This window comes from Hyphomicrobium sp. (assembly GCF_003987855.1).
GTDB lineage: Bacteria > Pseudomonadota > Alphaproteobacteria > Rhizobiales > Hyphomicrobiaceae > Hyphomicrobium_B.
On sequence record NZ_RXIZ01000015.1, the window covers coordinates 500,452 to 526,741 of the forward strand.

Annotated in this window: 33 protein-coding genes and 1 pseudogene; 33 read left to right on the forward strand and 1 reads right to left on the reverse strand. The window is 61.4% G+C overall.

Going from position 1 to position 26,290, the window contains the following annotated elements; translation table 11 throughout:
• The 33 genes and pseudogenes from EKK30_RS15310 to rplQ all read left to right on the forward strand — a co-directional run.
• A pseudogene (locus EKK30_RS15310) lies at positions 1–631 on the forward strand (DNA-directed RNA polymerase subunit beta); the annotation flags it as partial.
• A gap of 109 nt (positions 632–740) precedes the next feature.
• On the forward strand, positions 741–4,961 hold the full coding sequence (gene rpoC, locus EKK30_RS15315) for a DNA-directed RNA polymerase subunit beta' (RefSeq protein WP_290986383.1): 4,221 nt from the start codon (positions 741–743) through the stop codon (positions 4,959–4,961).
• Positions 4,962–5,457: 496 nt separating this feature from the next.
• Positions 5,458–5,829 (forward strand): 30S ribosomal protein S12, encoded by a 372-nt coding sequence (rpsL, locus tag EKK30_RS15320; RefSeq protein ID WP_290986384.1) that lies wholly within the window; start codon positions 5,458–5,460, stop codon positions 5,827–5,829.
• A 71-nt stretch (positions 5,830–5,900) separates the two neighbouring features.
• Complete coding sequence (gene rpsG / locus EKK30_RS15325) at positions 5,901–6,371, forward strand: 30S ribosomal protein S7 (protein ID WP_290986386.1); 471 nt, start codon at positions 5,901–5,903, stop codon at positions 6,369–6,371.
• Between the two features lie 28 nt (positions 6,372–6,399).
• Entirely contained in the window at positions 6,400–8,490 is a 2,091-nt protein-coding gene (fusA, locus tag EKK30_RS15330) for an elongation factor G (protein ID WP_290986387.1), read from the forward strand.
• 115 nt (positions 8,491–8,605) lie between these two features.
• Positions 8,606–9,814 (forward strand): elongation factor Tu, encoded by a 1,209-nt coding sequence (gene tuf, locus EKK30_RS15335; RefSeq protein ID WP_290986389.1) that lies wholly within the window; start codon positions 8,606–8,608, stop codon positions 9,812–9,814.
• Positions 9,815–9,892: 78 nt separating this feature from the next.
• Positions 9,893–10,201 (forward strand): 30S ribosomal protein S10, encoded by a 309-nt coding sequence (gene rpsJ / locus EKK30_RS15340; RefSeq protein ID WP_013215045.1) that lies wholly within the window; start codon positions 9,893–9,895, stop codon positions 10,199–10,201.
• 62 nt (positions 10,202–10,263) lie between these two features.
• Positions 10,264–10,965, forward strand: a complete 702-nt coding sequence (gene rplC, locus EKK30_RS15345; protein WP_290986393.1) for a 50S ribosomal protein L3 — start codon at positions 10,264–10,266, stop codon at positions 10,963–10,965.
• Positions 10,965–11,582 carry a 50S ribosomal protein L4 gene (gene rplD, locus EKK30_RS15350; protein ID WP_290986394.1) on the forward strand — a complete coding sequence of 206 codons (618 nt, stop codon included), beginning with the start codon at positions 10,965–10,967 and terminating at the stop codon, positions 11,580–11,582. The genes rplC and rplD overlap by 1 nt, the downstream gene beginning before the upstream one ends.
• On the forward strand, positions 11,579–11,875 hold the full coding sequence (locus EKK30_RS15355) for a 50S ribosomal protein L23 (protein WP_290986396.1): 297 nt from the start codon (positions 11,579–11,581) through the stop codon (positions 11,873–11,875). The genes rplD and EKK30_RS15355 overlap by 4 nt, the downstream gene beginning before the upstream one ends.
• Positions 11,876–11,884: 9 nt before the next feature.
• Positions 11,885–12,709, forward strand: coding sequence for a 50S ribosomal protein L2 (rplB, locus tag EKK30_RS15360; RefSeq protein ID WP_290986397.1), 825 nt, complete (start codon positions 11,885–11,887; stop codon positions 12,707–12,709).
• A gap of 24 nt (positions 12,710–12,733) precedes the next feature.
• Positions 12,734–13,012: a 30S ribosomal protein S19 gene (rpsS, locus tag EKK30_RS15365; protein WP_290986399.1), complete on the forward strand. Its 279-nt coding sequence runs from the start codon at positions 12,734–12,736 to the stop codon at positions 13,010–13,012.
• Positions 13,012–13,452 (forward strand): 50S ribosomal protein L22, encoded by a 441-nt coding sequence (gene rplV, locus EKK30_RS15370; protein WP_290986400.1) that lies wholly within the window; start codon positions 13,012–13,014, stop codon positions 13,450–13,452. Before rpsS ends, rplV begins: the two co-directional genes overlap by 1 nt.
• 1 nt (position 13,453) lies before the next feature.
• Positions 13,454–14,290: a 30S ribosomal protein S3 gene (gene rpsC, locus EKK30_RS15375; protein WP_290986402.1), complete on the forward strand. Its 837-nt coding sequence runs from the start codon at positions 13,454–13,456 to the stop codon at positions 14,288–14,290.
• 18 nt (positions 14,291–14,308) lie between these two features.
• Positions 14,309–14,719, forward strand: a complete 411-nt coding sequence (gene rplP / locus EKK30_RS15380; RefSeq protein WP_290986403.1) for a 50S ribosomal protein L16 — start codon at positions 14,309–14,311, stop codon at positions 14,717–14,719.
• Between the two features lie 15 nt (positions 14,720–14,734).
• The gene (gene rpmC / locus EKK30_RS15385; protein ID WP_290986405.1) at positions 14,735–14,941 is read left to right on the forward strand and encodes a 50S ribosomal protein L29; all 207 of its coding nucleotides are present in this window, start codon (positions 14,735–14,737) and stop codon (positions 14,939–14,941) included.
• Between the two features lie 14 nt (positions 14,942–14,955).
• A complete protein-coding gene (gene rpsQ, locus EKK30_RS15390; protein WP_290986406.1) occupies positions 14,956–15,186 on the forward strand; it encodes a 30S ribosomal protein S17 in 231 nt (76 codons plus the stop codon).
• 163 nt (positions 15,187–15,349) lie between these two features.
• On the forward strand, positions 15,350–15,718 hold the full coding sequence (gene rplN, locus EKK30_RS15395) for a 50S ribosomal protein L14 (protein WP_013215056.1): 369 nt from the start codon (positions 15,350–15,352) through the stop codon (positions 15,716–15,718).
• A complete protein-coding gene (gene rplX, locus EKK30_RS15400) occupies positions 15,718–16,044 on the forward strand; it encodes a 50S ribosomal protein L24 (RefSeq protein WP_290986408.1) in 327 nt (108 codons plus the stop codon). The genes rplN and rplX overlap by 1 nt, the downstream gene beginning before the upstream one ends.
• A gap of 3 nt (positions 16,045–16,047) precedes the next feature.
• A complete protein-coding gene (rplE, locus tag EKK30_RS15405) occupies positions 16,048–16,734 on the forward strand; it encodes a 50S ribosomal protein L5 (protein ID WP_290986409.1) in 687 nt (228 codons plus the stop codon).
• A 43-nt stretch (positions 16,735–16,777) separates the two neighbouring features.
• Positions 16,778–17,083 carry a 30S ribosomal protein S14 gene (rpsN, locus tag EKK30_RS15410; RefSeq protein WP_290986410.1) on the forward strand — a complete coding sequence of 102 codons (306 nt, stop codon included), beginning with the start codon at positions 16,778–16,780 and terminating at the stop codon, positions 17,081–17,083.
• 12 nt (positions 17,084–17,095) lie between these two features.
• On the forward strand, positions 17,096–17,494 hold the full coding sequence (gene rpsH / locus EKK30_RS15415; RefSeq protein WP_290986412.1) for a 30S ribosomal protein S8: 399 nt from the start codon (positions 17,096–17,098) through the stop codon (positions 17,492–17,494).
• A 42-nt stretch (positions 17,495–17,536) separates the two neighbouring features.
• Complete coding sequence (gene rplF, locus EKK30_RS15420; RefSeq protein ID WP_290986413.1) at positions 17,537–18,079, forward strand: 50S ribosomal protein L6; 543 nt, start codon at positions 17,537–17,539, stop codon at positions 18,077–18,079.
• Positions 18,080–18,090: 11 nt separating this feature from the next.
• The gene (rplR, locus tag EKK30_RS15425; protein WP_290986415.1) at positions 18,091–18,453 is read left to right on the forward strand and encodes a 50S ribosomal protein L18; all 363 of its coding nucleotides are present in this window, start codon (positions 18,091–18,093) and stop codon (positions 18,451–18,453) included.
• 25 nt (positions 18,454–18,478) lie between these two features.
• A complete protein-coding gene (gene rpsE, locus EKK30_RS15430; protein ID WP_290986416.1) occupies positions 18,479–19,054 on the forward strand; it encodes a 30S ribosomal protein S5 in 576 nt (191 codons plus the stop codon).
• Between the two features lie 62 nt (positions 19,055–19,116).
• Positions 19,117–19,305: a 50S ribosomal protein L30 gene (gene rpmD, locus EKK30_RS15435; RefSeq protein ID WP_290986418.1), complete on the forward strand. Its 189-nt coding sequence runs from the start codon at positions 19,117–19,119 to the stop codon at positions 19,303–19,305.
• A 65-nt stretch (positions 19,306–19,370) separates the two neighbouring features.
• Positions 19,371–19,925 (forward strand): 50S ribosomal protein L15, encoded by a 555-nt coding sequence (gene rplO / locus EKK30_RS15440; RefSeq protein WP_290986419.1) that lies wholly within the window; start codon positions 19,371–19,373, stop codon positions 19,923–19,925.
• A gap of 131 nt (positions 19,926–20,056) precedes the next feature.
• A complete protein-coding gene (gene secY / locus EKK30_RS15445) occupies positions 20,057–21,400 on the forward strand; it encodes a preprotein translocase subunit SecY (RefSeq protein ID WP_290986421.1) in 1,344 nt (447 codons plus the stop codon).
• Positions 21,397–21,990: an adenylate kinase gene (locus EKK30_RS15450; protein WP_290986422.1), complete on the forward strand. Its 594-nt coding sequence runs from the start codon at positions 21,397–21,399 to the stop codon at positions 21,988–21,990. Before secY ends, EKK30_RS15450 begins: the two co-directional genes overlap by 4 nt.
• 190 nt (positions 21,991–22,180) lie before the next feature.
• Positions 22,181–22,558, forward strand: coding sequence for a 30S ribosomal protein S13 (rpsM, locus tag EKK30_RS15455; RefSeq protein ID WP_290986423.1), 378 nt, complete (start codon positions 22,181–22,183; stop codon positions 22,556–22,558).
• A 100-nt stretch (positions 22,559–22,658) separates the two neighbouring features.
• Complete coding sequence (rpsK, locus tag EKK30_RS15460; protein ID WP_290986424.1) at positions 22,659–23,060, forward strand: 30S ribosomal protein S11; 402 nt, start codon at positions 22,659–22,661, stop codon at positions 23,058–23,060.
• 106 nt (positions 23,061–23,166) lie between these two features.
• Positions 23,167–24,189, forward strand: coding sequence for a DNA-directed RNA polymerase subunit alpha (locus tag EKK30_RS15465; protein WP_290986426.1), 1,023 nt, complete (start codon positions 23,167–23,169; stop codon positions 24,187–24,189).
• A 159-nt stretch (positions 24,190–24,348) separates the two neighbouring features.
• Positions 24,349–24,774, forward strand: coding sequence for a 50S ribosomal protein L17 (gene rplQ / locus EKK30_RS15470; protein ID WP_290986427.1), 426 nt, complete (start codon positions 24,349–24,351; stop codon positions 24,772–24,774).
• Positions 24,775–24,976: 202 nt separating this feature from the next.
• Here the strand turns inward: rplQ and EKK30_RS15475 are convergent, their stop codons facing one another.
• Positions 24,977–26,158, reverse strand: coding sequence for a patatin-like phospholipase family protein (locus EKK30_RS15475; RefSeq protein WP_290986428.1), 1,182 nt, complete (start codon positions 26,156–26,158; stop codon positions 24,977–24,979).
• Positions 26,159–26,290: the final 132 nt, after the last annotated feature.

Genomic DNA, 26,290 nt, shown 5'->3' on the forward strand with positions numbered 1-26,290 from the left:
CAAGCCCTCGCTGAAAGACGAAGATCTCGTCGGGGTTGCTGAAAACCTGCGTACGGGCGTGCCGATTGCGACACCGGTGTTCGATGGTGCTCGTGAAAAGGACATCGTCGAAATGCTGCAGCTTGCCGGCTTCGATACGTCGGGTCAGGTGACACTGTTCGATGGCCGCACGGGCGAGCCGTTCGATCGCAAGGTCACTGTCGGCTACAAGTACGTGCTGAAGCTGCACCACCTTGTCGACGACAAGATCCATGCGCGCTCGATTGGTCCCTACTCGCTCGTCACGCAGCAGCCGCTGGGTGGCAAGGCGCAGTTCGGCGGCCAGCGTTTCGGCGAAATGGAGGTCTGGGCGCTCGAAGCGTACGGCGCCGCCTACACGCTGCAGGAAATGCTGACGGTCAAGTCGGACGACGTTGCTGGCCGCACCAAGGTCTACGAAGCGATCGTCCGTGGCGACGACGCGTTCGAAGCCGGCGTGCCAGAGAGCTTCAACGTGCTCGTGAAGGAAATGCGTGCGTTGGGCCTCAACGTCGAACTCGTCAACAGCGAGCTGCCGCAAATCGAAGCCGAAAACGATCAGCCGGAAACGCCGGAAGCGCCTCAAGCGCAGCTTCCGCCTGCGGCTGAATAAGAAACAGCAAGACGATCTCCGCCGCCCGGGAACGGCGGAGATCGGCAATCACGACCACTAGATTTCCACGGGCACGGTCGCCCCAACCGCGCCCCCGAGGAGACACCTGATGAACGAAATTACCAACATCTTTAAATCGCAGGCTCCCGCTCCGGTATTCGATCAGATCCGGATCTCGATCGCCTCGCCCGAGGACATCCTGTCCTGGTCGTACGGTGAGATCAAAAAGCCCGAAACAATCAACTACCGCACGTTCAAGCCGGAGCGTGACGGTCTGTTCTGCGCGCGCATCTTCGGACCGATCAAGGACTACGAATGCTTGTGCGGCAAGTACAAGCGCATGAAGTACAAGGGCCTGATCTGCGAAAAGTGCGGCGTCGAGGTGACGCTCGCGAAGGTTCGTCGTGAGCGCATGGGCCATATCGAGCTCGCTGCGCCCGTTGCCCACATCTGGTTCCTGAAGTCGCTGCCCTCGCGCATCGGTCTCTTGATGGACATGGCGCTGAAGGATCTGGAGCGCGTCCTCTATTTCGAGAACTACATCGTCATCGAGCCGGGCACGACGCCGTTCGCCGAACGCCAGCTGCTGACGGAAGAGCAGTATAACCAGGCCATCGACGAATATGGCGCGGACACCTTCACCGCCGGCATCGGCGCGGAGGCGATCCGTGAGCTGCTGTCGGCTATGGATCTGCCGAAGATCGCCGCCGATCTCCGCCAGGAGATTGCCGAAGCGACCACCGAGCTGAAGCCGAAGAAGCTCGGCAAGCGCCTGAAGGTCATCGAAGCCTTCATGGAATCGGGCAACCGTCCGGAGTGGATGATCCTCACTCAGGTTCCGGTCATTCCGCCGGAGCTGCGTCCGCTCGTTCCGCTCGACGGCGGCCGTTTCGCGACGTCCGACCTCAACGATCTCTATCGTCGCGTCATCAACCGTAACAACCGTCTGAAGCGGCTGATGGAGCTGCGCGCCCCGGACATCATCATCCGCAACGAGAAGCGCATGCTTCAGGAAGCGGTTGATGCCCTGTTCGACAACGGCCGTCGCGGCCGCGTCATCACCGGCGCCAACAAGCGTCCGCTGAAGTCGCTCGCCGACATGCTGAAGGGCAAGCAGGGTCGCTTCCGTCAGAACCTGCTTGGAAAGCGCGTCGACTACTCGGGCCGTTCTGTGATCGTCGTCGGTCCGGAACTCAAGCTGCATCAGTGCGGCTTGCCGAAGAAGATGGCGCTCGAGCTGTTCAAGCCGTTCATCTACGCGCGTCTCCAGACGCTCGGCCAGGCCGCGACCGTGAAGCAGGCGAAGAAGCTCGTCGAGAAGGAGAAGCCCGAAGTTTGGGACGTCCTCGACGAGGTCATTCGCGAGCATCCAGTGATGCTGAACCGCGCGCCGACGCTGCACCGTCTCGGCATTCAGGCGTTCGAACCGCAACTGATCGAGGGTAAGGCGATCCAGCTTCACCCGCTGGTCTGTGCTGCCTTCAACGCTGACTTCGACGGCGACCAGATGGCCGTGCACGTCCCGCTGTCGCTCGAAGCGCAGCTGGAAGCGCGCGTGCTGATGATGTCGACGAACAACATCCTGCATCCCGCGAGCGGCCAGCCGATCATCGTGCCCTCGCAGGACATCGTGCTGGGTCTCTACTACCTGTCGATGATGCGCGACGGCGAGCCCGGCGAAGGCATGATGTTCGGCTCGATCAACGAGGTGCTCCACGCCCTTGAATCGAAGACCGTGTCGCTGCACGCCAAGGTCAAGGGTCGCTACATGGCGACCAACGAGAACGGCGAGAAGGTCGCCGAGATCCACGAGACGACGCCAGGCCGTCTGCTTCTGGCTGAGCATCTGCCGAAGCAGCCGGGCATGAAGTTCGCCATGGCGAACCAGCTGCTGACGAAGAAGAACATCTCCGGCCTGATCGATGCGGTCTATCGCAACTGCGGTCAGAAGGAGACCGTGATCTTCTGCGACCGCATCATGTCGCTCGGCTTCCACCACGCCTTCAAGGCGGGCATCTCGTTCGGCAAGGACGACATGCTCATCCCGGAGACGAAGGAAAAGATCGTCGAGAAGACCAACGCCGAAGTTCGCGACTTCGAACAGCAGTATCAGGACGGCCTGATCACCCAGCTCGAGAAGTACAACAAGGTCGTTGACGCGTGGTCGCGCTGCACGGACCAGATCGCCAAGGAAATGATGGACCGCATCTCAGCGGTTCAGAAGGACAGCGTGACGGGACGTGATCGGCCGATCAACTCGGTCTACATGATGAGCCACTCGGGTGCGCGCGGTTCGCCGGCGCAGATGAAGCAGCTCGCCGGTATGCGCGGCCTCATGACGAAGCCCTCGGGCGAAATCATCGAGACGCCGATCATCTCCAACTTCAAGGAAGGTCTGTCGGTTCTCGAGTACTTCAACTCGACGCACGGCGCCCGTAAGGGTCTCGCCGACACCGCCTTGAAGACGGCGAACTCGGGCTACCTCACGCGTCGTCTGGTCGACGTCGCCCAGGACGCCATCATCTCCGAGATCGATTGCGGCACCGACGCGGGCATCAACGTGCAGGCGGTGGTCGACGCCGGTCAGGTGATCGTGTCGCTTGCGGCGCGCTCGCTCGGCCGTACCGCGGCGGAAGACATCAAGCATCCGACGACGGGCGAGATCATCGTGGCCAACGGCGAGCTCATCGAAGAAAAGCACGCCGACGCGATCACCAAGGCCGAGTTGCAGGAAGTCCGCATCCGATCGGTGCTGACCTGCGAGACGGTCAACGGCGTTTGCGCCAAGTGCTACGGTCGCGACCTTGCTCGCGGTACGCCGGTCAACATCGGTGAAGCTGTCGGCGTCATCGCCGCACAGTCGATCGGTGAGCCGGGCACGCAGCTCACGATGCGTACCTTCCACATCGGCGGCACGGCCAACTTGGTCGACTCGTCCTTCATCGAGTCGAACTTCAACGGTACCGTGAAGCTGAAGAACCGTGCGATCGCCAAGGACTCCAAAGGCCAGAACGTCGCGACGAGCCGCATCATGTCGGTCATCATCGTCGACCAGTCCGGCAAGGAACTGGCGTCCCACAAGATCAGCTATGGTTCGCGCATCTTCGTTGATGAAGGCGATACCGTGAAGCGCGGCACCAAGATCGCGCAGTGGGATCCCTATACCCGTCCCATCCTGTCGGAAGCCGACGGCGTCGTCGATTTCGAAGATCTGATCGACGGCTCTTCCGTCCGCGAGCAAACGGACGAAATGAAGGGTACGTCGAACCGGGTCATCATCGACTGGCGTACGTCGCCGAAGGGCTCAGAGCTCAAGCCGGCGATCGTGATCAAGGATTCGAAAGGCAAGCCGATCAAGGTCGCGCGCGGCGGTGACGCTCGCTACCTGTTGTCGGTGGAAGCCGTTCTGTCGGTCGATCGCGGTACGGAAGTTAAGGCGGGCGACGTTCTTGCTCGTATTCCGACGGCGGCGGCGAAGTCGGGCGACATCACCGGCGGTCTGCCGCGCGTTGCGGAACTCTTCGAGGCCCGCCGTCCCAAGGATCATGCGATCCTTGCGGAGGTCTCCGGCACCGTCGAGTTCGGCAAGGACTACAAGAACAAGCAGCGCATCCACATCAAGCCGGATGACGAGACGTTGGAGTCGGTCGAATACTTGATTCCGCGTGGCAAGAGCCTCGCCGTCCAGCACGGTGATCGCGTCGAGCGCGGTGATTTCGTGTACGACGGCAACCCGGCGCCGCACGACATCCTGGCGATCAAGGGCGTCGAGGAACTGGCGAACTACCTGATCAACGAGATCCAGGACGTCTACCGTCTGCAGGGCGTGACCATCAACGACAAGCACATCGAGGTGATCGTTCGCCAGATGCTGCAGAAGGTCGAGGTCACGGATGCCGGCGAGACCGAATTGATCAAGGGCGAGCAGCTCGATCGCATCGAGTTCGAAGAGGTTAACGCCGCAGCCCAGAAGGCTGGAAAGCGTGCGGCTTCTGCGAACCCGGTTCTGCTCGGCATCACGAAGGCTTCGCTGCAGACGCGTTCCTTCATCTCCGCCGCGTCCTTCCAGGAGACGACGCGCGTGCTCACGGACGCTGCCGTCAACGGCAAGTCCGACACGCTCGATGGTCTCAAGGAGAACGTCATCGTCGGCCGTCTCATCCCGGCCGGCACCGGCGGCATGTTGCGTCAGCTCCGCAAGGTCGCGACGCAGCGTGACGATCTCATCGCCAAGGAAAAGGCGAAGACGTCGAACCTGCCGTCGCCGGAAGGCGCTTCGGGTCCGGCGGCCCGTCGCCGCCGCCGTCCGGCGGAAGAGGCTGCCGAGTAATCTTCGGCTGTCCTTCAGTACCTGACACTTGCAAGCGGTCGTCTCATCCCGAGGCGGCCGCTTCATCTTTAAATGCCCATTACACTTCCTATTTAACGGCAGCGTACCTTCATATTTTGGCCGTTCACGGCTTCGGCTTGCGTCTCGCACGAGAGCCGACAACACGTCGCAGCTTCCGTTTGCCCTTTTCGCGGTCGTTCAGCGAAAATAATTTCGCAAGCCGGCGGCGCGCCTGTTGACCAATATGGCGGGTGTGTATATAGCTCCGCCCACTCTCACGGGTTGGTGGTAGGCCGCGCGGCGCTCTGAGCGCCAATTTTGGGCCTAAACGCTCCCGTCCATAAAGCAGAGCATATCGACGGGCCAAGATCTGTCACCCTATCGGGCGGCACGATCCTCTGGTTTTTTCTTGCTAGGGGCGGACTTCGCGCACCTGGCATGTTTGCTTGGCGCATTTCCGCTGTCGGAGATGTGTCCCGAAGTCAGGATTGGGCGAATGCCGACGATACAACAGTTGATCCGGAAGCCCCGGGTAAAGCCAACTTACCGCGAGAAATCGCGCCACATGGAAGCGTGCCCGCAGAAGCGTGGCGTCTGCACGCGCGTCTACACGACGACGCCGAAGAAGCCGAACTCCGCTCTGCGTAAGGTCGCCAAGATCAGGCTGACCAACGGGTTCGAAGTCATTGGCTACATTCCGGGCGAAGGCCACAACCTTCAGGAACACTCCGTGGTCCTGATCCGTGGCGGCCGCGTCAAGGACCTTCCCGGCGTTCGCTATCACATCATTCGCGGTGTGCTCGATACGCAGGGCGTCTCGGCGCGTCGTCAGCGGCGTTCGAAATACGGTGCGAAGCGTCCGAAGTAATCGGCCGCATTTGGGCCGGAAAATCTGGCCCATGAGATCTAAAGAGAATTCGAAGCGAAGGGCCAGTCAGGATGTCTCGTCGTCACGCGGCGCAAAAGCGGGAAGTGATCCCGGATCCGAAATTCCACGACGTCGTCGTCACCAAGTTCATGAACGCGGTGATGGAGCACGGCAAGAAGTCGGTCGCCGAACGTATGGTCTATGGCGCGTTCGAGAAGATGGAGCAGCGGGGCAAGGCGAACCCGATCGATCTTTTCCGTCAGGCGCTCGACAACGTAATGCCCTCGGTTGAGGTTCGTTCCCGTCGCGTCGGCGGCGCCACCTATCAGGTGCCCGTCGAAGTTCGCAACGAGCGTCGCCAGGCTTTGGCGATCCGTTGGCTGATCGCAGCCGCTCGCGCGCGCAACGAGTCGACGCTCATCGATAAGCTTTCGGGCGAATTGCTCGACGCCGCAAACAACCGCGGCACTGCAGTCAAGAAGCGGGAAGACACGCATAAGATGGCGGAAGCCAACCGCGCCTTCTCTCACTACCGCTGGTAGGAAAAGTTACAAGGATTTCGAGGCACACATGGCCCGACAGTACCCGATCGAGGACTACCGCAACTTCGGCATCATGGCTCACATTGATGCCGGAAAAACGACGACGACCGAGCGGATCCTCTATTACACCGGCAAGTCCTACAAGATCGGCGAAGTCCATGACGGCGCCGCGACGATGGACTTCATGGATCAGGAAGCCGAGCGCGGCATCACGATCACGTCGGCCGCGACGACCTGTTTCTGGACGGGTCGCGACGGCAAGAAGCGTCGCCTTAACATCATCGACACGCCAGGTCACGTCGACTTCACCATCGAAGTCGAGCGTTCGCTGCGCGTGCTTGACGGCGCTGTTTGCGTTCTTGACTCCAACCAGGGTGTCGAGCCCCAGACCGAAACCGTCTGGCGTCAGGGCGACAAGTACAACGTTCCGCGCATTATCTTCGCCAACAAGATGGATAAGACCGGCGCCGACTTTTACATGTGCGTCGACGACATCAAGTCCAAGCTTGGCGCGCGCCCCGTCCCGATGCAGATCCCCATCGGTGCCGAAGCAAACTTCCAGGGCGTGGTCGACCTCGTGAAGATGAGGGCGATCACCTGGGACGGCGACGGCAAGGACGCCAAGATGATCGAAAGCGAGATCCCTGCGGATCTCGTCGACAAGGCCAACGAATATCGCGCCGCGATGATCGAAGCCGCGGTCGAGATGGATGATGTTGCTCTCGAAGCGTTCCTCGAAGGCAAGGAGCCGGACGAGGACACGCTGCGCAAGCTGATCCGCAAGGCGACCGTGAAGGGCGCTTTCTACCCGATGTTCTGCGGCTCGGCCTTCAAGAACAAGGGTGTGCAGCTTCTCCTCGACGCGGTCGTCGACTTTCTTCCGTCGCCTGTCGATCGTGAAGCCTACAAGGGCATCGATCCCAAGACGGGCGAAGACCTGCTCCGCAAGCCGTCCGACAGCGAGCCGCTCGCCATGATCGCCTTCAAGATCATGAGCTTCGAGCACGTCGGGTCGATCACGTTCTGCCGCATCTACTCGGGCAAGCTCGAGCAGGGCATGGCGCTTGCGAACACGACGCGCGACAAGAAAGAGCGCGCCGGCCGCATGTACCTCATGCACGCTGCCGATCGCGAAGAAATCAAGGAAGCCTTCGCCGGCGACATCGTCGCTCTGCAGGGCATGAAGGATACGCGCACGGGCGAAACGCTCTGCGATCCTTCGAAGCCGGTCATTCTCGAGAAGATGGACTTCCCCGAGCCCGTCATCGAAATGAAGGTCGAGCCCAAGACGAAGGCCGATCAGGAAAAGATGGCGATCGCCCTCAACACGCTGGCGCTCGAGGACCCCTCGTTCCGCGTTTCGGTTCATCCGGAATCGGGCGAGACGATCCTGAAGGGCATGGGCGAGCTTCATCTCGACATCAAGGTCGATATCTTGAAGCGCACCTACGGCGTCGAAGCGACGACGGGCGCACCGCAGGTCGCCTATCGCGAAACGCTCGCTCGTCCGACGGACATCGACTACACGCACAAGAAGCAGACGGGCGGCACGGGCCAGTTCGCTCGCGTCAAGCTGAAGCTCGAACCGAACGAAGTCGGCAAGGGCAACGAGTTCAGCACCTCGATCGTCGGCGGTACGGTTCCGAAGGAATACATCCCCGGCGTCGAAAAGGGCGTCAAGTCGGTGTGGGATAACGGCATGCTCATCGGCTTCCCGATGGTCGACATGAAGGTCAACCTTTATGACGGCGCCTTCCACGAAGTGGACTCGTCCGCGATCGCCTTCGAAATCGCGACGCGCGCCGCGATGAAGGAAGGCTGCGAAAAGGCCGGCGTCAAGATCCTCGAGCCCGTGATGGACGTCGAGGTTGTGTCGCCGGGTGAATTCGTCGGCGGCATCATTGGCGACATCAACTCGCGGCGCGGCCAGATCCGCACGCAGGAGATGCGCGGCAACGCGACGGTCATCCGCGCATACGTGCCGCTGGCCAACATGTTCGGCTACATCAATACGCTGCGCTCGATGTCGACGGGTCGCGCTCAGTACACGATGCAGTTCGCACACTATGCGGACGTGCCGCGCAACGTGGCGGATGAGGTCAAGGCCAAATACGCCTAAACGGAAAGTTGGGTTCGCCGGCGAGAGTATCCGCCCGGTGCACTCGAAAGAAACGAAGCTGGAATACCCGGATCGTAAGAGCTGGGACCCGTAGTAGGACTAAGGAGAGCCAACGATGGCGAAGGCAAAATTCGAGCGGAACAAGCCGCATTGCAACGTCGGTACGATCGGACACGTCGACCACGGCAAGACAACGCTGACCGCAGCCTTGACGAAGGTATCAGCCGACCGCGGCTGGACGGCAACCTCGATCGCATACGACGAAGTTGCAAAGGCTTCTGAGAGCCAGGGCCGTCGCGACCCGACGAAGATTCTGACGATCGCCACCTCGCACGTCGAGTACGCGACGCCGAACCGCCACTATGCGCACGTCGACTGCCCCGGCCACGCCGACTACGTCAAGAACATGATCACCGGCGCTGCTCAGATGGACGGCGCGATCCTCGTCGTGTCGGCCGTTGACGGCCCGATGCCCCAGACGCGCGAGCACATCCTTCTCGCTCGCCAGGTCGGCGTGCCGAAGATCGTCGTGTTCCTGAACAAGTGCGACATCGTCGAGGACGAAGAGCTCCTGGACCTCGTCGAGATGGAAGTCCGCGAGCTTCTCTCCAAGTACAACTTCCCCGGCGACGACACCCCGGTCATCCGCGGCGCAGCTGTCAAAGCCCTCAACGGTGAGAAGGGCCCCCTCGCTGACGAAGCGATCATCAAGCTGTACGAAGCGATGGACGAGTTCATTCCGATCCCGGAGCGTCCGAAGGATCAGCCGTTCCTGATGCCGATCGAAGACGTGTTCTCGATCTCGGGTCGCGGCACCGTCGTCACGGGCCGTATCGAACGTGGCGTCATCAAGGTCGGCGAAGAAGTCGAGATCGTTGGTCTTCGCGATACGCAGAAGTCGGTCGTCACCGGCGTCGAAATGTTCCGCAAGCTGCTCGACTCGGGCGAGGCTGGCGACAACGTCGGCTGCCTCCTGCGCGGTATCGACAAGGAAGCCGTTGAGCGTGGCCAGGTTCTCTGCAAGCCGGGCTCCGTGAAGCCGCACAAGAAGTTCGCTGCCGAGGCATACATCCTCAACAAGGAAGAGGGTGGCCGCCACACGCCGTTCTTCACGAACTATCGTCCGCAGTTCTATTTCCGTACGACCGACGTGACGGGCACCGTTAAACTCGCCGAAGGCACGGAAATGGTCATGCCGGGCGACAACGTTTCCGTCACCGTCGAACTCGTCCAGCCGATCGCCATGGAAGAGAAGGTCCGCTTCGCAATTCGCGAAGGTGGCCGTACGGTCGGCGCCGGCGTCGTCACCAAGATCCTCGAGTAGGCAGGTATTTCCGGGGAAGCGTCCCGAAGGCACGCTTCCCCAAATCTTTTTCTACGAGAGAAGTGAAAGCACAAAGCCATGCACGGCCAAAACATCCGCATCCGGCTCAAGGCGTTCGATCATCGCATTCTCGATGCATCGACCCGCGAGATCGTGAACACGGCGAAGCGTACCGGTGCTGAAGTTCGCGGTCCCATCCCGCTGCCGACGCGCATCGAACGCTTTACGGTCAACCGTTCGCCGCACATCGACAAGAAGAGCCGCGAGCAATTCGAGATGCGGACCCACAAGCGTTTGCTCGATATCGTCGATCCGACGCCGCAGACGGTCGACGCATTGATGAAGCTCGACCTCGCTGCAGGCGTAGACGTCGAGATCAAGCTCTAAACAAGAACTTCCGGGCCCTCTGGCGGAAACGCGAATGGCCCTAACGATAGGAAGGAATGCAGATGCGTTCCGGAGTGATAGCACAGAAGATCGGTATGACCCGGATCTTCACCGACGCGGGCGAACACATCCCCGTCACGGTGCTGCGTCTTGAGAACCTCCAGGTTCTCTCGCACCGCACCGAGGAGAAGAACGGCTATACCGCCATCCAGGTCGGCGGCGGCGCGAGGAAACCCTCGCGTCTGACGAAGTCCGAGCGCGGAACCTTTGCGAAGGCTGAGGTCGAACCGAAGCGCAAGATCGCAGAGTTTCGTGTCAGTCCTGAGAACCTCATCGACGTTGGCGCCGAGATCACGGCCGACCATTTCGTCCCGGGTCAGTTCGTCGACGTGACGGGCACCACCCAGGGTAAGGGCTTCCAGGGTGCCATGAAACGCTGGAACTTCGGCGGTCTGCGGGCGACCCACGGCGTCTCGGTCACGCACCGCGCCCACGGTTCGACTGGTCAGCGCCAGGATCCGGGCAAGGTCTTCAAAGGCAAGAAGATGGCCGGCCATCTCGGCGACGAGCGCGTCACGACGCAGAACCTCGTCGTAGCCAAGATCGACAAGGAACGCGGTCTCGTCATGGTCCGGGGTGCTGTCCCTGGTTCAAAGGGTGGCTGGGTTGTCGTTCGCGACGCCGTCAAGAAGGCCGCGCATGCGGATGCTCCGAAGCCCGGCGCATTCAAGGCACGCGGCGAAGCGAAGAAGGAAGGCGCGTGATGAAAGCCGAAGTCACCAGCCTCGATGCCGGCAAATCCGGCGATATCGAGCTTGCGGACGAGATCTTCGGGCTCGAGGTCCGCAACGATCTCATCCACCGTATGGTGCGCTATCAGACCCTGAAGCGCATGGCCGGCACGCATCACGCTCAGGACCGCTCGGAAGTCGCGGTCACGGGCAAGAAGATGTACAAGCAGAAGGGTACTGGCGGCGCTCGTCACGGCGATAAGTCTGCTCCGCAGTTCCGCGGCGGCGGCAAAGCCTTCGGTCCCAAGCCCCGCTCGCATGCGATCGATCTGCCCAAGAAGGTCCGCGCCCTCGCGCTCCGTCACGCGCTCTCCTCGAAGGCGAAAGCCGGCGAGATCATCGTGATCGACAAGGCGACCTCGGAAGGCAAGACCGGTGCTCTCAGGGCTCAGTTCGCCAAGCTGTCGCTCGACAACGCGCTCATCATCGATGGCGCGGAACTCGAGGTGAACTTCGCGCGCGCCGCTCGCAATATTCCGAACATCGACGTCCTTCCGGTTCAGGGCATCAACGTCTACGACATCCTCCGTCGTAAGAAGCTGGTTCTGACGCGGGCCGCCGTCGCTGCGCTCGAGGAGCGATTCAAATGAGCATCAAACGCTCCGCATACGACGTCATAGTTTCGCCGGTTATCACGGAAAAGGCGACGCTCGCCTCCGAGGCCAATCAGGTGATCTTCAAGGTCAAGCCTGACGCGACGAAGACTGAAATCAAGTCGGCGGTCGAAGGCCTGTTCAAGGTGAAGGTCAAGGCCGTCAACACCATCGTCCGCAAGGGCAAGCAAAAGGCGTTCAAGGGCGTGAAAGCCGTCTTGAGCGACACGAAGAGGGCGGTCGTTACCCTCGAGGAAGGCCATTCCATCGACGTGACGACAGGGCTCTGAGGATAGATCATGGCGCTTAGGACATATAACCCAACTTCGCCCGGCCGCCGTCACCTGATCCAGGTTGACCGCTCCGCGCTCTGGAAGGGCAAGCCCGTCAAGACGCTTGTCGAGGGCAAGACGAAGACCGGTGGTCGCAACAGCGACGGCCGCATCACGTCGCGCCACATCGGCGGCGGCGCGAAGCAGGCGTATCGCAAGATCGACTTCCGTCGCCGGAAGTTCGATGCTCCCGCGAGCGTCGAGCGCCTGGAATACGATCCCAACCGTACGGCCTTCATTGCTCTCATCAAGTACGAGGACGGCACGCAGGCCTACATCCTGGCGCCGCAGCGCCTCGGCGTCGGCGACACCGTCGTCGCGGGTGCCAAGGTCGACGTGAAGCCGGGCAACGCCATGCCGCTGTCGGCGATGCCGATCGGCACGATCGTGCACAACGTCGAGATGAAGCCGGGCAAGGGCGGTCAGGTCGCACGTTCGGCCGGTTCGTTCGTCCAGCTCGTTGGCCGTGACTCCGGTTACGCCGTGCTGAAGCTGAACTCGGGCGAAACGCGCAAGGTCAGCTCCGAATGCATGGCGACCGTCGGCGCGGTTTCGAACCCCGATCACATGAACACTGTCGTCGGCAAGGCTGGCCGCACGCGCATGCTGGGCCGCCGTCCGACGGTTCGCTCGATCGCGATGAACCCGGTCGATCACCCCAACGGTGGTCGTACGAAGGGCGGTAAGCACTGGGCGACGCCGTGGGGCAAGCCGACCAAGGGCTTCAAGACCCGCAAGAACAAGACGACCACGAAATATATCGTCCGCTCGCGCCAGAAGGCGAAGAAGTAGCGGCGAACTGAAGGAGATTCGACTTTGACACGTTCAGTTTGGAAAGGTCCGTTCGTCGACGGCTACCTCCTCAAGAAGGCGGAGAAGTCGCGTTCGTCCGGCCGCAACGAGGTGATCAAGATCTGGAGCCGCCGCTCCACGATCCTGCCTCAGTTCGTCGGGCTGACCTTCGGCGTTCACAACGGCCAGAAGCACGTTCCCGTCGCCGTGACGGAAGACATGATCGGCCACAAGTTCGGTGAATTCGCTCCGACCCGCATTTTCCACGGACACGGCGGCGACAAGAAAGCGGTGAAGAGATAATGGGCAAGCCAAGTCATCAGCGCCGCCTCGCTGACACCGAGGCTCAAGCGGTCGTCAAATCGCTGCGCGTCTCTCCGCAGAAGCTGAACCTCGTCGCTGGCCTCATCCGCGGCAAGAAGGTCGAGCAGGCGCTCGCTGAACTCGAATTCAGCGAGAAGCGCATCGCCGGTGACGTCCGCAAGTGCGTGATGAGCGCCGTCGCGAACGCCGAGAACAACCATGCTCTCGACGTCAACGACCTCATCGTCGCCGAAGCTTACGTCGGCAAGAACCTGGTCATGAAGCGCTTCCACGCTCGTGGCCGCGGTCGCGGCGCGCCGATCATGAAGCCGTTCTCGCAGCTCACCGTCGTCGTCCGTCAGGTCGAAGAAGAAAAGACCGAGAAGAAAGCCGCAAAGAAGCCCGCGCCGAAGAAGGCCGCGGCTAAGGAGGCCAAGTAATATGGGTCAGAAAGTCAATCCCGTCGGCCTCCGCGTTGGCATCAACCGGACCTGGGACAGCCGCTGGTTCGCCGCTCGCGGTGAATACGGCAAGCTGCTTCACGAGGACCGCGCCATCCGCGCTCACATCATGAAAGAGCAGCGCGAAGCCGGCATCTCGAAGGTCGTCATCGAGCGTCCGCACAAGAAGTGCCGCGTCACCGTCATGACGGCGCGTCCCGGCATCCTGATCGGCAAGAAGGGCGAGAAGATCGAGCGCCTGCGCGCCGACCTGGCGAAGCTGACGAGCTCGGAAGTTCATTTGAACATCCTCGAGATCCGCAAGCCAGAAATCGACGCGACGCTCATCGCAGAAGGCATCGCCCAGCAGCTCGAACGCCGCGTTGCTTTCCGCCGCGCGATGAAGCGCGCTGTTCAGTCCGCTCTTCGCCTCGGCGCCGTTGGCATTCGTATCAACGTTGCAGGCCGCCTTGGCGGTGCTGAAATCGCGCGCACCGAGTGGTACCGCGAAGGCCGCGTGCCGCTGCACACGCTCCGCGCCGATATCGACTTCGGCTACGGCGTTGCGCGCACCGCCTATGGCATCATCGGCATCAAGGTTTGGGTCTTCAAGGGCGAGATCATCGAGCACGATCCGATGGCCTCCGACAAGAAGCTCACGGAAATGCAAGAGAGCGGCGCTCCGCGCCCGCGTCGTGACGATGGCGACCGTCAGGATCGCCGTGATCGTCGTCCCGGCCGCGGCGGTCGCGGTGGCGGCGGCGGACGTGGCGGTGCTGGCGGCGGTGGCAATGCGCCGGCGGCGTCCGACGCCGGCTCGTCGACGCCCGAAGCGTAAGGAATTCAGAGGCACATCATGCTGCAACCGAAACGGACGAAGTTCCGCAAACAGTTCAAGGGCCGCATTCACGGCGCCGCCAAGTCGGGCACCACGCTCGCTTACGGCGAAGTCGGTCTGAAGGCCATGGAGCCCGAGCGCCTGACGGCTCGTCAGATCGAAGCCGCTCGTCGCGCCATCGCTCGTCACACGAAGCGTGCCGGCCGCATGTGGCTGCGCATCTTCCCCGACGTGCCGGTGTCGAAGAAGCCGGCCGAAGTCCGCATGGGCTCCGGCAAGGGTTCGCCTGAACTCTGGGTGGCGCGCGTCAAGCCCGGCCGCATCATCTTTGAACTCGGCGGCTTGAATCAGCAGGTCGCCAAGGAAGCGCTGGCACTCGGCGCGGCGAAGCTGCCGATCAAGTGCCGCGTGATCACGCGAATTGAATAGGAGTTGAGGATAGTCATGGCCGACGATTTCAAGGGCATGTCGCTCGATCAGCTCGACGACCAGCTGGCGAAGCTCAAGAAGGAGCAGTTCAACCTGCGCTTCCAGCGAGCTTCCGGTCAGCTTGAGAACACCGCGCGCATCCGGACGGTCCGCCGTGACATTGCGCGCATCAAGACCGCTGCCAGTGCCCGGCGCGGTGGCAGCGTCAAAAAAGGCGCGTAAGGGAGAACGAGATTATGCCGAAGCGCGTGCTGCAGGGCGTCGTGGTATCCGACAAGAACGACAAGACCATCGTCGTTCAGGTTGAGCGTCGCTACACCCATCCGCTGCTGAAGAAGACGGTGCGTCGTACGAAGAAGTACCACGCCCATGATGAGAAGAATTCGTTCAAGGTTGGCGACCAGGTTTCGATCGAAGAGACCCGGCCGATCTCCAAGAACAAACGTTGGATTGCCGTCGCGAATTGAGGCATAAGCCTCAGCTCGCACAAGCGATCGGACGCTAACGAGAGCGCCTTTCAGGCCGTCGGAGAGTTGGGAATTGCCCCAAGACCCCGCGAGCCGGTTTGGCAAATGATCAGATGGGTTTCGAGAGTACGCCTCTTGAAGCCGTGAGAGAAGGAACGACGCGATGATCCAGATGGAGAGCAATCTCGACGTCGCCGACAATTCGGGCGCGCGCCGCGTTCAGTGCATCAAGGTGCTGGGCGGCTCGAAGCGCAAGTACGCGACAGTGGGTGACACCATCGTCGTCTCCGTCAAGGAGGCTATCCCGAAGGGCCGCGTCAAGAAGGGCCAGGTGATGAAAGCCGTCATCGTTCGCGTTGCGAAGGGTATTCGCCGCGCCGATGGTTCGCTGATCCGCTTCGACCGCAATGCCGCTGTGTTGATCAACGCCAACGGCGAACCCGTTGGCACCCGCATCTTCGGACCCGTGACGCGTGAGCTTCGCGCCAAGAACCATATGAAGATCGTATCGCTTGCGCCGGAGGTCCTTTGATGTCCGCATTTAAGATCAAGAAGGGCGACAAGGTCGTCGTCCTCGCCGGCCGCGATAAAGGCAAGAGCGGGGAAGTGATCGAGGTTCGCCCGAAAGAGAACCGCGCCCTCGTCCGTGGCGTCAACATGGTGCGTCGCCATCAGCGCCAGTCGGCGAACCAGGAAGGCGGCATCATTTCCAAGGAAGGTCCGATCGACCTTTCCAACATCGCCCTTGAGGATCCCAAGGACGGCAAGCCGACCCGCGTCGGTTTCAAGATCCTTGCCGACGGCAAGAAGGTCCGAATCGCGAAGCGCTCGGGCGAGCAGATCCCGGAGAAGAACTAGGCCATGGCTAAGGAAGAAAAAAAGGCTGCTAAGCCGGCTGGCGGCGCTCCCCAAGGTGGAGCCGCGAAGGGCGGCGAGAAGAAAGCGAAGGCTGCGAAGGCGGCTTCGTCCGAGCCGCGCGCACCCGCTGCGCCGCGTCCCGCTGACTACAAGCCGCGTCTGAAGGCCCATTACGAGAAGGTTGTCCGCAACGCTCTGAAAGAGAAGTTCGGCTACTCGAACGTGATGCAGATCCCCAAGATCGAGAAGATCGTGATCAACATGGGCGTCGGCGAAGCGGTCAACGATCGCAAGAAAGTCGACAACGCCGCTGCGGATCTCGCACTCATCTCCGGCCAGAAGCCCATCGTGACGCGCGCTCGCAAGGCCATCGCGACCTACAAGGTTCGTGAAGGCATGGCGATCGGCGCCAAGGTGACGCTCCGTGGCGACCGCATGTACGAATTCCTCGACCGTTTCGTCACGATCGCGCTGCCGCGCGTGAAGGACTTCCGGGGTCTGAACCCGAAGAGCTTTGACGGTCGCGGCAACTATGCGACCGGTCTTAAGGAGCACCTCGTGTTCCCCGAGATCGACTACGACAAGGTCGACAACGTATTGGGCCTCGACGTGATCGTTTGCACGTCGGCCAAGACCGATGACGAAGCCCGTGAATTGCTCAAGGGCTTTAACTTCCCGTTCCGTAGCTAGAGGACCTCGGCATCAAAGCCGAAAGGCCTTTGGAGGAGAAGAAATGGCAAAGACCAGTTCGATTGAGAAGAACAACCGCCGCCGCAAGATGGCAGCCGAGCAGGCACCGAAGCGCAAGCGCTTGAAGCTGCTCGCCAAGGACAAGACGAAGACGCCGGAAGAGCGCTTCGCCGCCCGTCTGAAGCTCGCCGAGATGCCGCGCAACGGTTCCAAGGTTCGCGTTCGCAATCGCTGCGAAATCACCGGCCGCCCCCGCGGCAACTACCGCAAGCTCAGGATGTGCCGCAACCAGCTCCGCGAGCTGGCGAGCCAGGGACGTATCCCCGGCATGGTCAAGTCGAGCTGGTAAGAGGATTCATCGATGTCCGTGAATGATCCAATCGGCGATATGCTGACCCGTATCCGGAACGCCCAGATGCGCCGCCGGCCGAAGGTCTCCACCCCTGCTTCCAATCTCCGCGCGCGCGTCCTCGACGTTCTCGCCGAGGAAGGCTACATCCGTGGCTACAGCCGGGTCGAATTGAAGGGCGAGCTTCCGCAGTTCGAAATCGAGCTCAAGTACTACAATGGCCAGCCGGCCATCCGCGAGATTGAGCGCATTTCGAAGCCTGGCCGCCGCGTCTACTCGCCGGTGAAAGGCATCCCGACGGTCGCCAATGGTTTGGGCGTCGCCATCCTGTCCACGCCCAAGGGCGTCATGTCGGACACGAGGGCTCGCGAAGCCAACGTCGGCGGCGAAGTCATCTGCAACGTATTCTAAGGCTGAGGCTCCGGCCTCGGCGAAACAAGGTTTGAAGAAGCCATGTCGCGCATCGGTAAGAAACCTGTTCCGGTCCCGTCGAACGTAACGGCGACGATCACCGGTCAGACCGTCAAGATGAAGGGACCCAAGGGCGAACTCGTCTTTACGGTTCCCGACGCATTGAAGGTCGAGCGGACGGATGAAGGCATCGACGTCAGCCTTCTCGAAGACACCAAGCTTGCGCGCTCGAAGTGGGGCATGTCGCGGACGCAGATCGCGAACCTCATCAAGGGCGTGACCGACGGTTACAGCCAGGATCTTGAAATTCACGGCGTCGGCTTCAAGGCGGCGATGAAGGGCAAGGACACCTTGACCCTCTCGGTCGGCTACAGCCACGACGTTGTGCTGAAGATTCCGGCCGGCGTCGACGTCAAGGTCGGCGGCGCGAAGCAGGAATTGGTGTCGGTGTCCGGCATCGACAAGCAGGCGGTCGGCCAGGTGGCTTCCGTCATCCGCGCTTCTCGCAAGCCTGAGCCCTATCAGGGCAAGGGCGTGCGTTACAAGGGTGAATACATCCTCCGCAAGGAAGGCAAGAAGAAGTAGGATCGGCAGCGATGGCCAACATCAATCAAAAGCTTGCGAACCGCCGTGCGCGCGTTCGCCGTGCCGTCAAGGCAGCCGCCAACGGCCGCCCTCGGCTTTCCGTTCACCGCTCGTCGGAGAACATCTACGCGCAGGTGATCGACGATGCTAAGGGCGTGACGCTCGCGGCCGCGTCGACGCTTGAAAAGGACGTCAAAGGCTCGGTCAAGACCGGCGCCGACAAGGCAGCAGCCGCTGCGGTCGGCAAGCTCGTCGCTGAGCGCGCACTAAAGGCTGGCGTCACCGAGGTCGTCTTTGATCGCGGCAGCTTCCTGTTTCATGGGCGCGTCAAGGCGCTCGCCGATGCCGCCCGCGAAGGCGGTCTGAAGTTTTAAGAGATACTCGAGAGGAAACTAGATCGTGGCACGTGGACCCCAGAGAGAGCGTGGCAAAGACCGCGAGGAACGCGATAGCGAGTTTTCGGATAAGCTCGTGCACATCAATCGCGTTGCGAAGGTCGTCAAGGGCGGTAAGCGCTTCGGCTTCGCTGCACTCGTCGTCGTCGGCGACCTGAAGGGTCGCGTCGGCTTCGGTCACGGCAAGGCGCGCGAAGTGCCGGAAGCGATCCGCAAGGCGACCGAAGGCGCCAAGCGCAACCTGCTTCGCGTTCCGCTTCGCGATGCCCGTACGCTGCATCACGACAGCGTCGGCCGTCACGGCTCGGGCAAGGTGATCCTCCGTTCGGCTCCGGCCGGTACCGGCATCATCGCGGGCGGTGCAATGCGCGCCGTATTCGAGATGGTTGGCGTCCACGACATCGTCGCCAAGTCGATGGGCTCGACGAACCCCTACAACGTCGTCCGCGCGACGTTCGACGCGCTGAAGGCACAGGAAAATCCGCGTGGCGTCGCCGCGCGCCGGAACAAGAAGGTATCCGACATCGTGGCGCGCCGCCGCGACGGCTCGTCGGTTGCGGAAGCTGGCGCCGACGTCTGATAGGAAATAACGGAGCGGCCGTTGCAAGGCTGCCGCTTCAAAAAAGGATCTGAGGTTACGACATGGCAAAGAAGACGATCACGCTGAAGCAGGTGCGCAGCCCCAATCGGCGCCCCGAGCGCCAGGCGGAAACGCTGATCGGCCTCGGGCTCAACAAGCTCGGTCGCACCTCGACGCTTGAAGATACCCCGGCCGTTCGCGGCATGCTGAAGAAGGTTCAGCATCTCGTGCAGGTCGAAGAAGGAAAATAACCCCGCTCGGCGGCCGGCTCCCGGAATGGGAGTCGCCGGGCGCAGCATAGAAGGATCTGAGTCCCATGCGGCTCAATGGCATTAAAGACAACCCCGGCGCCAAGAAGACGCGCGTCCGCATCGGCCGCGGTATCGGTTCGGGCCTCGGCAAGATGGGCGGCCGCGGCGGCAAGGGCCAGACGGCTCGTACCGGCGTCGCGATCGGTGGCTTCGAAGGCGGTCAGATGCCACTGCATCGCCGTTTGCCGAAGCGCGGCTTCAACAAGTGGCGCCCGCAGGACTTCAACGAGATCAACGTCGGTTCGCTGCAGCAGGCGATCGAAGACAAGCGTCTCGACGGCTCCAAGCCAGTCGATCTCGCGACCCTGATCGAAGCCGGCATCGTACGTCGGCCGAAGCATGGTCTGCGGCTCTTGGGCGACGGCGAGATCAAGGCTAAGATCTCCATCACGGTGAACCATGCGTCTGCAAAGGCGAAGGAAGCCATCGAGAAGGCCGGCGGCAAGATCACGCTAATCGAACCCAAGGTCATCGCCGCGGACGAAGAGAAGCGTAAGAAGTCCGAGGCGAAGAAGGCAGCCAAGGGCAAGAAGCCCGGCGCCGCGAAATCGGAAGAATAAACTGCGCGCACGGCCGGGCGGGGGACTGCTGGCCGAGCGTCGAAGGCTGGAAGGCGCTGGAAACGACACCTTCCGGACCCAAGTTGCGGTTTGCCTGTTGGGCAGATCGCGACGGCTAGGAGAAGACACCAATGGTTTCCGCTGCCGAGCAGCTTGCTTCGAACCTGAACTTCAGCGCCTTCGCGAAGGCGGAGGATTTGAAGCGGCGCCTGTGGTTCACGCTTGGCGCGTTGATCGTCTTCCGTCTGGGCACGTTCATCCCGTTGCCCGGCATCAATCCGGCCGCGTTCGCCGAGACGTTCAAGTCTCAGGCCGGCGGCATCCTTGGCATGTTCAACATGTTCTCGGGCGGAGCGCTGCAGCGCCTCGCGATCTTCTCGTTGAACATCATGCCCTACATCTCGGCGTCGATCATCATGCAGTTGATGAGTTCGATTTCGCCGAAGCTCGAAGCCCTGAAGAAAGAGGGCGAGGCGGGCCGCAAGCAAATCAACCAGTACACCCGTTACCTGACGGTCGTGCTCGCTGCACTCCAGGCTTACGGCATTGCGGTTGGTCTTGAGGGCTCGCGCAACGCTGCGGGCGCCGTCGTTCTCGACCCCGGCATCTTTTTCCGCGCCACAACCGTGATCACGCTGGTCGGCGGCACCGTCTTCCTGATGTGGCTGGGCGAGCAGATCACGCAGCGCGGCGTCGGTAACGGCACGTCGCTTATCATTTTCGCCGGTATCGTGGCTGGACTTCCCGGCGCGCTCGTACAACTTTTCGAGTTGTCGCGCACCGGTTCGATCTCGCCGGGCATCTTAGTGTTTTTCTTGGCGCTTGCTCTTGCCGTCGTCGCCGCCATCGTCTTCTTCGAACGCGCGCAGAGGCGATTGCTGGTCCAATATCCAAAGCGACAGGTCGGCAATAAGATGTTCCAGGGCGAGGCTTCGCACTTGCCGCTGAAGCTCAACTCATCGGGCGTCATCCCGCCAATCTTTGCGTCTTCGCTGCTGCTGCTTCCGATCACGGTCGCGCAGTTCACGGCGGGACAGGGGCCCGAGTGGCTCAACGAAGCCGTCGCCGCGCTTGGCTCGGGCCAGCCGCTGCACATGCTCGTCTACGCGCTGCTGATCCTGTTCTTCGCGTTCTTCTACACCGCGGTCGTGATCAACCCGAAGGAAACCGCCGACAACCTGCGTAAGTACGGTGGCTTCCTGCCCGGCATCCGTCCCGGCGAAAAGACCGCCGAATACATCGACTACGTCCTGACCCGCATCACCGTTGTCGGCGCTCTCTATCTGGCTGCAGTCTGCGTTCTCCCCGAGATCCTGACGTCCTACGCCGGCATCCCGCTCTACTTCGGCGGCACCTCGCTGCTGATCGCGGTCAGCGTCACGATGGACACGGTCGCTCAAGTCCAGAGCCACCTCATTGCCCAGCAGTATGAAGGTCTCATCAAGAAGGCCAAGCTACGGGGAGCGCGTCGATGATCCTGATGCTTCTCGGCCCTCCCGGGGCTGGAAAGGGCACGCAGTCCCAGCTCATTTCCGAGAAGCTCGGGCTGCCCCAACTCTCGACCGGCGACATGCTTCGCGCCGCCGTTAAGGCAGGCACCCCGGTCGGCCTCAAGGCCAAGAAGATCATGGCCGAGGGCGGCCTCGTCAGCGACGAGATCGTGATCGGCATCATCGCCGACCGCATTTCCGAGCCGGACTGCGCCAAGGGCTTCATCCTCGACGGCTTTCCGCGCACGCTGGCCCAGGCCGATGCACTCGATGGCCTGCTGGCCTCCAAGAACCGGCACATCGATTGCGTCATCGAGCTGAAGGTTGACGACACCAAACTGGTCGAGCGCATCGAGACCCGCGCCCGCGAAACACTGGCGGCTGGCGGCACGGTCCGCGCGGACGACAACGCCGAAGCGCTGAAGACGCGTCTCATCGCCTACTATCGTGAGACGGCTCCGCTCATTGGTTACTATTATGCTCACAAGCTCTTAAAGACGGTCGACGGTATGGCGCCGATTCAAGAGGTGAGCAGGCAGATTGGCGCAGTTTTGAATCAATTCCAGGATGCTTGACATCGTAAAAAGCACGCATTGACGGAAAAGAAGACCCGAGGTAGAACACGCAACTTTCTTCTAGGGCTCAACTTGATCCGACCAGGGCTTGAAACCCCGGGTTTCGCGGTCGTTGCGCCTATTGGCACTTGAGAATACGACAAGAACGGCATCGTTAATTCGACACGAGATTTAAAGGCAGGAGACTGAAGTGGCCCGCATCGCAGGCGTCAACATTCCGACAGGCAAGCGCGTTGAAATCGCGCTCCGCTATATTCATGGCATCGGCCCCAAGTTCGCGAAAGAAATTTGCGAGAAGTGCAGCATCCCTGCGGAGCGCCGGGTCAGCCAGTTGACCGATGCCGAGGTTCTGCAGATCCGCGAAACGATCGACCGCGACTATACGGTCGAAGGCGATCTTCGCCGCGAAGTCCAGACCAACATCAAGCGCTTGATGGACCTCGGCTGCTACCGTGGCCTCCGTCACCGCAAGGGCCTCCCGGTCCGCGGTCAGCGTACGCACACGAACGCCCGCACTCGCAAGGGCAAGGCTGTTCCGATCGCCGGCAAGAAGAAGGCGACGAAGTAGTTCGTCATTTGAATTCTGCGCGCCGGTTTGGATCCCTGGTCTTCGGCGCGCGCAACGTTTTTTAGCCTCTGCTTGAAAGAGGCATGGAGCAACGACGGTAATGGCCAAGGAAGCAGCAGCAGCTCGCGGCAAAGTCAAGAAGCGCGAGAAGAAGAACATCACGTCGGGCGTCGCGCACGTCAACGCGTCGTTCAACAACACGATGATCACGATCACCGACGCGCAGGGCAACACCATTGCCTGGTCTTCGTCGGGCACGAAGGGCTTCAAGGGCTCGCGCAAGTCGACGCCGTACGCGGCGCAGATCGCCGCCGAAGACGCCGGCAAGAAGGCTCAGGAGCACGGCATGAAGGTGCTCGAGGTTGAGGTTTGCGGTCCGGGCTCGGGTCGTGAATCCGCTCTCCGGGCCCTGCAGGCCGTCGGCTTCCAGATCACCTCGATCCGCGATGTCACGCCGATCCCGCACAACGGTTGCCGCCCGCGCAAGCGCCGTCGCGTCTAAGAAGTTTCTGCAAGCGCGCCGCTCGTCAGGCGCGCTGCAACGGATGTACCGCATAAGAGATTCCGCGGCCCGCTCCCCCGTCCGCGCAAACTAAACGAGGTATCTCGTGAACGTTCTCCAGAAGAACTGGCAAGACCTGATCAAGCCGTCGAAGCTTGAGATTCAGACTGGCCGCGATCGTTCGCGCATCGCGACCGTCGTCGCTGAGCCGCTCGAGCGTGGCTTCGGCATGACGCTCGGCAACGCGCTCCGCCGCGTTCTGCTGTCGTCGCTTCAAGGCGCCGCCATCAAGACCGTGCAGATCGATGGCGTGCTGCATGAATTCTCCTCCGTTCCCGGCGTCCGCGAGGACGTGACGAACATCATCCTCAACATCAAGGAAATCGCGCTCCGCATCCATTCGGAAGGCGTGAAGCGCATGGTGCTGAAGAAGGAAGGCGCCGGCCCCGTGACCGCGGGCGACATCGAAATGTCTTCCGAAGTCGAAGTCCTGAACCCTGACCACGTGATCTGCCACCTCGACCAGGGTGCATCGATCCGCATGGAGTTCACGGCCGACATCGGCAAGGGCTACGTCGCCTCCGACCGCAACCGTCCGGAAGACGCGCCCATCGGCCTGATCCCGGTCGACAGCCTCTACTCGCCGGTCAAGAAGGTCTCCTACAAGGTCGAGAATACGCGCGAAGGCCAAATCCTCGACTACGATAAGCTGACGATGGTCGTCGAGACGGACGGCTCGGTCCGCCCCGAGGATGCCGTAGCTCTTGCAGCCCGTATCCTCCAGGATCAGCTCGCAGTCTTCATCAACTTCGAAGAGCCGAAGAAGGCACAGGAAGAGCAGCGCCATCCGGAGCTGGCTTTCAACGCCGCGCTCTTGAAGAAGGTCGACGAACTCGAGCTGTCGGTCCGTTCTGCGAACTGCTTGAAGAACGACAACATCGTCTACATCGGCGACCTGATCCAGAAGACGGAAGCCGAGATGCTGCGTACGCCGAACTTCGGCCGCAAGTCGCTCAACGAGATCAAGGAAGTTCTCGCCACGATGGGTCTCCATCTCGGCATGGAAGTTCCGAACTGGCCGCCGGATAACATCGACGAACTGGCGAAGCGTTTCGAAGACCAATACTGAGAATTCCGGTTGGCCCGCGAACTCGCGGGCCGGCCGAATATCCGGATAGCTCTGAGAGCACCGGGTTCTATGGGCGAAGGTGAGGCCACAGAAACTCCCGCGCCCGAACCGGACGGCAGTGTGCCGCCGGTCAATCTCACAATGTAAGGATGAAGACCAATGCGTCACAAGAAGCTCGGCCGCCGCTTTGGCCGCCACGTAGGCCACCGCCAGGCAATGTTTTCCAACATGGCCGCCGCCCTCATCAAGCACGAGCAGATCATCACCACGCTGCCGAAGGCGAAGGACCTGAAGCGCGTCGTCGACAAGTACATCACGCTCGCAAAGCGCGGCGACCTGAACTCACGCCGTCTCGCCATCGCCCGTCTTCGCGACGAGGACATGGTCAAGAAGCTCTTCGACGTGCTTGGCCCGCGTTACAAGGACCGCAACGGCGGTTACACGCGCGTTCTGAAGGCCGGTTTCCGTTACGGCGATGCCTCGCCGCGCGCAGTCATCGAACTCGTCGATCGCGACGAGAGCGTGAAGGGTGCCGAGGACAAGGCTCGCCACGAAGCCATGCTCGCCGAGCAGGCTCAGGGCTAAGAAATTTCAGCTGCTGAAGCATCGCGCTTCTGAGGCACCGCAATGACGACGTGGCCGGGCAAACCCCGGCCATTCGCGTTTATGCAGCTGCTCCTGCCGGCCGGGCCATCATCCGCACAATGAAACGAAAGCCCCGGCGTCGCGGGAACGCCGGGGCCTTGCTTTGAGGGCGGTGCGACGCGATCGTTTGCAGAAGCGGGATTTAATCCTGCAAGCGATGCACGTCGTGGACAATGATGCCCTCTTCAGCGCTGGGCAGCTCGAGCCAGTGTCGTTGCTTCAGGCTCCGCTTGGTGTCCTCATATCCGCTCTGCCAATGCTCGTGCATCGACGTCGCCGAGAACTCGTAATCCTTTGCGTGACCTTCGTACGACTTCTGCTGATAGATGAGCTGCATGATCGTGAATTGTGGAAGATTGCTGAGCTCGTCCTTGAGCTTGCGTTCTTCGTGCGTGAGATCGGCTTCGGGTATCCGGCACAGCGCCGCGTAGAGCTGCGTTTTGCGCGTATGTAGCCGGCGGTAAACATCGGTGTTGTAGCGTGTGCGCGACGAATACATGATGTCCTTATGCCGCCCGAGTACGTCGCCCATGTCTCGCGGCAGCGCACCCCTCGAGGAAAAAAGATCGACCTGGAAGACGAGCGAATTCACTCGATCTTCCTGGTCGAGAAGGTGCTGCAAAGGCGTGTTTGAGACGATGCCGCCGTCCCAGTAATAGTCGGTGCCGATCTTGACCATCGGAAACGCGGGAGGCAGCGCGCCGCTTGCCATCACGTGCTCGGGTCCGATCTCTTCGTCGCGATTGTCGAAGTAGATGAAATTGCCGGTGAGCACGTTCACCGCGCCGACGGAGAAGCGCTTCACTCGCTGATTGATGAGCGAGAAGTCGACGAGATCCAACAGCGTCTCGCGAAGTGGCTCGCAATCATAGAAGCTCGTTGCAGTGGCTGCTCCCGCCGGGCTGAACCACGCGTTCGCCTTATGCGGTTTGAAGAAGCCAGGTTGGCCTTGGCTCATCGTCATCATCGCGCTCGTCATGTTGCGAAGCTGACGGTAGATGTCTCCGTCGGGTGTATAGGCCCAGACGCGGCGGTCAGTGATCCGCCGCCAGAATTCTTTGAGCTTAGCGGTGCGTTGTCCGGGCTTGTTGCCGGCGATGATCGCCGCGTTAATGCCGCCGATGGAAACGCCGGTCACCCAATCGGGCTCGATGCCGGCTTCCGATAAAGCTTGGTAGACACCAGCCTGATACGCGCCGAGCGCGCCGCCGCCCTGGAAGATAAGGGCGATGCGTCCGCATCCGCGCGGCCGCCATGCATGTTCTTCGCCGGGCTGCCTCGAAAAGTCGGGCACGGTAGGCCTGTCGGCGACTTTCGCGTCCATCGGCATTCCTCCCTCAGCAGGCGCCGGACTCTAAGTCGCGCGGTATTGCACGCGTATGACGTTGCCAAATTTTGCAGCCCAGCCGGATATTTCGACCGCGCAAAGACCGTTCAATTCACGCCTGTCACAGAC

Bases quoted from the DNA above. Each gene is read 5' to 3' on its own strand.
- rpoC (WP_290986383.1), top strand. From the start codon at position 741: ATGAACGAAATTACCAACATCTTTAAATCGCAGGCTCCCGCTCCGGTA.
- rpsL (WP_290986384.1), top strand. From the start codon at position 5,458: ATGCCGACGATACAACAGTTGATCCGGAAGCCCCGGGTAAAGCCAACT.
- rpsG (WP_290986386.1), top strand. From the start codon at position 5,901: ATGTCTCGTCGTCACGCGGCGCAAAAGCGGGAAGTGATCCCGGATCCG.
- fusA (WP_290986387.1), top strand. From the start codon at position 6,400: ATGGCCCGACAGTACCCGATCGAGGACTACCGCAACTTCGGCATCATG.
- tuf (WP_290986389.1), top strand. From the start codon at position 8,606: ATGGCGAAGGCAAAATTCGAGCGGAACAAGCCGCATTGCAACGTCGGT.
- rpsJ (WP_013215045.1), top strand. From the start codon at position 9,893: ATGCACGGCCAAAACATCCGCATCCGGCTCAAGGCGTTCGATCATCGC.
- rplC (WP_290986393.1), top strand. From the start codon at position 10,264: ATGCGTTCCGGAGTGATAGCACAGAAGATCGGTATGACCCGGATCTTC.
- rplD (WP_290986394.1), top strand. From the start codon at position 10,965: ATGAAAGCCGAAGTCACCAGCCTCGATGCCGGCAAATCCGGCGATATC.
- EKK30_RS15355 (WP_290986396.1), top strand. From the start codon at position 11,579: ATGAGCATCAAACGCTCCGCATACGACGTCATAGTTTCGCCGGTTATC.
- rplB (WP_290986397.1), top strand. From the start codon at position 11,885: ATGGCGCTTAGGACATATAACCCAACTTCGCCCGGCCGCCGTCACCTG.
- rplV (WP_290986400.1), top strand. From the start codon at position 13,012: ATGGGCAAGCCAAGTCATCAGCGCCGCCTCGCTGACACCGAGGCTCAA.
- rpsC (WP_290986402.1), top strand. From the start codon at position 13,454: ATGGGTCAGAAAGTCAATCCCGTCGGCCTCCGCGTTGGCATCAACCGG.
- rplP (WP_290986403.1), top strand. From the start codon at position 14,309: ATGCTGCAACCGAAACGGACGAAGTTCCGCAAACAGTTCAAGGGCCGC.
- rpmC (WP_290986405.1), top strand. From the start codon at position 14,735: ATGGCCGACGATTTCAAGGGCATGTCGCTCGATCAGCTCGACGACCAG.
- rpsQ (WP_290986406.1), top strand. From the start codon at position 14,956: ATGCCGAAGCGCGTGCTGCAGGGCGTCGTGGTATCCGACAAGAACGAC.
- rplN (WP_013215056.1), top strand. From the start codon at position 15,350: ATGATCCAGATGGAGAGCAATCTCGACGTCGCCGACAATTCGGGCGCG.
- rplX (WP_290986408.1), top strand. From the start codon at position 15,718: ATGTCCGCATTTAAGATCAAGAAGGGCGACAAGGTCGTCGTCCTCGCC.
- rplE (WP_290986409.1), top strand. From the start codon at position 16,048: ATGGCTAAGGAAGAAAAAAAGGCTGCTAAGCCGGCTGGCGGCGCTCCC.
- rpsN (WP_290986410.1), top strand. From the start codon at position 16,778: ATGGCAAAGACCAGTTCGATTGAGAAGAACAACCGCCGCCGCAAGATG.
- rpsH (WP_290986412.1), top strand. From the start codon at position 17,096: ATGTCCGTGAATGATCCAATCGGCGATATGCTGACCCGTATCCGGAAC.
- rplF (WP_290986413.1), top strand. From the start codon at position 17,537: ATGTCGCGCATCGGTAAGAAACCTGTTCCGGTCCCGTCGAACGTAACG.
- rplR (WP_290986415.1), top strand. From the start codon at position 18,091: ATGGCCAACATCAATCAAAAGCTTGCGAACCGCCGTGCGCGCGTTCGC.
- rpmD (WP_290986418.1), top strand. From the start codon at position 19,117: ATGGCAAAGAAGACGATCACGCTGAAGCAGGTGCGCAGCCCCAATCGG.
- rplO (WP_290986419.1), top strand. From the start codon at position 19,371: ATGCGGCTCAATGGCATTAAAGACAACCCCGGCGCCAAGAAGACGCGC.
- secY (WP_290986421.1), top strand. From the start codon at position 20,057: ATGGTTTCCGCTGCCGAGCAGCTTGCTTCGAACCTGAACTTCAGCGCC.
- EKK30_RS15450 (WP_290986422.1), top strand. From the start codon at position 21,397: ATGATCCTGATGCTTCTCGGCCCTCCCGGGGCTGGAAAGGGCACGCAG.
- rpsK (WP_290986424.1), top strand. From the start codon at position 22,659: ATGGCCAAGGAAGCAGCAGCAGCTCGCGGCAAAGTCAAGAAGCGCGAG.
- rplQ (WP_290986427.1), top strand. From the start codon at position 24,349: ATGCGTCACAAGAAGCTCGGCCGCCGCTTTGGCCGCCACGTAGGCCAC.
- EKK30_RS15475 (WP_290986428.1), bottom strand. From the start codon at position 26,158: ATGGACGCGAAAGTCGCCGACAGGCCTACCGTGCCCGACTTTTCGAGG.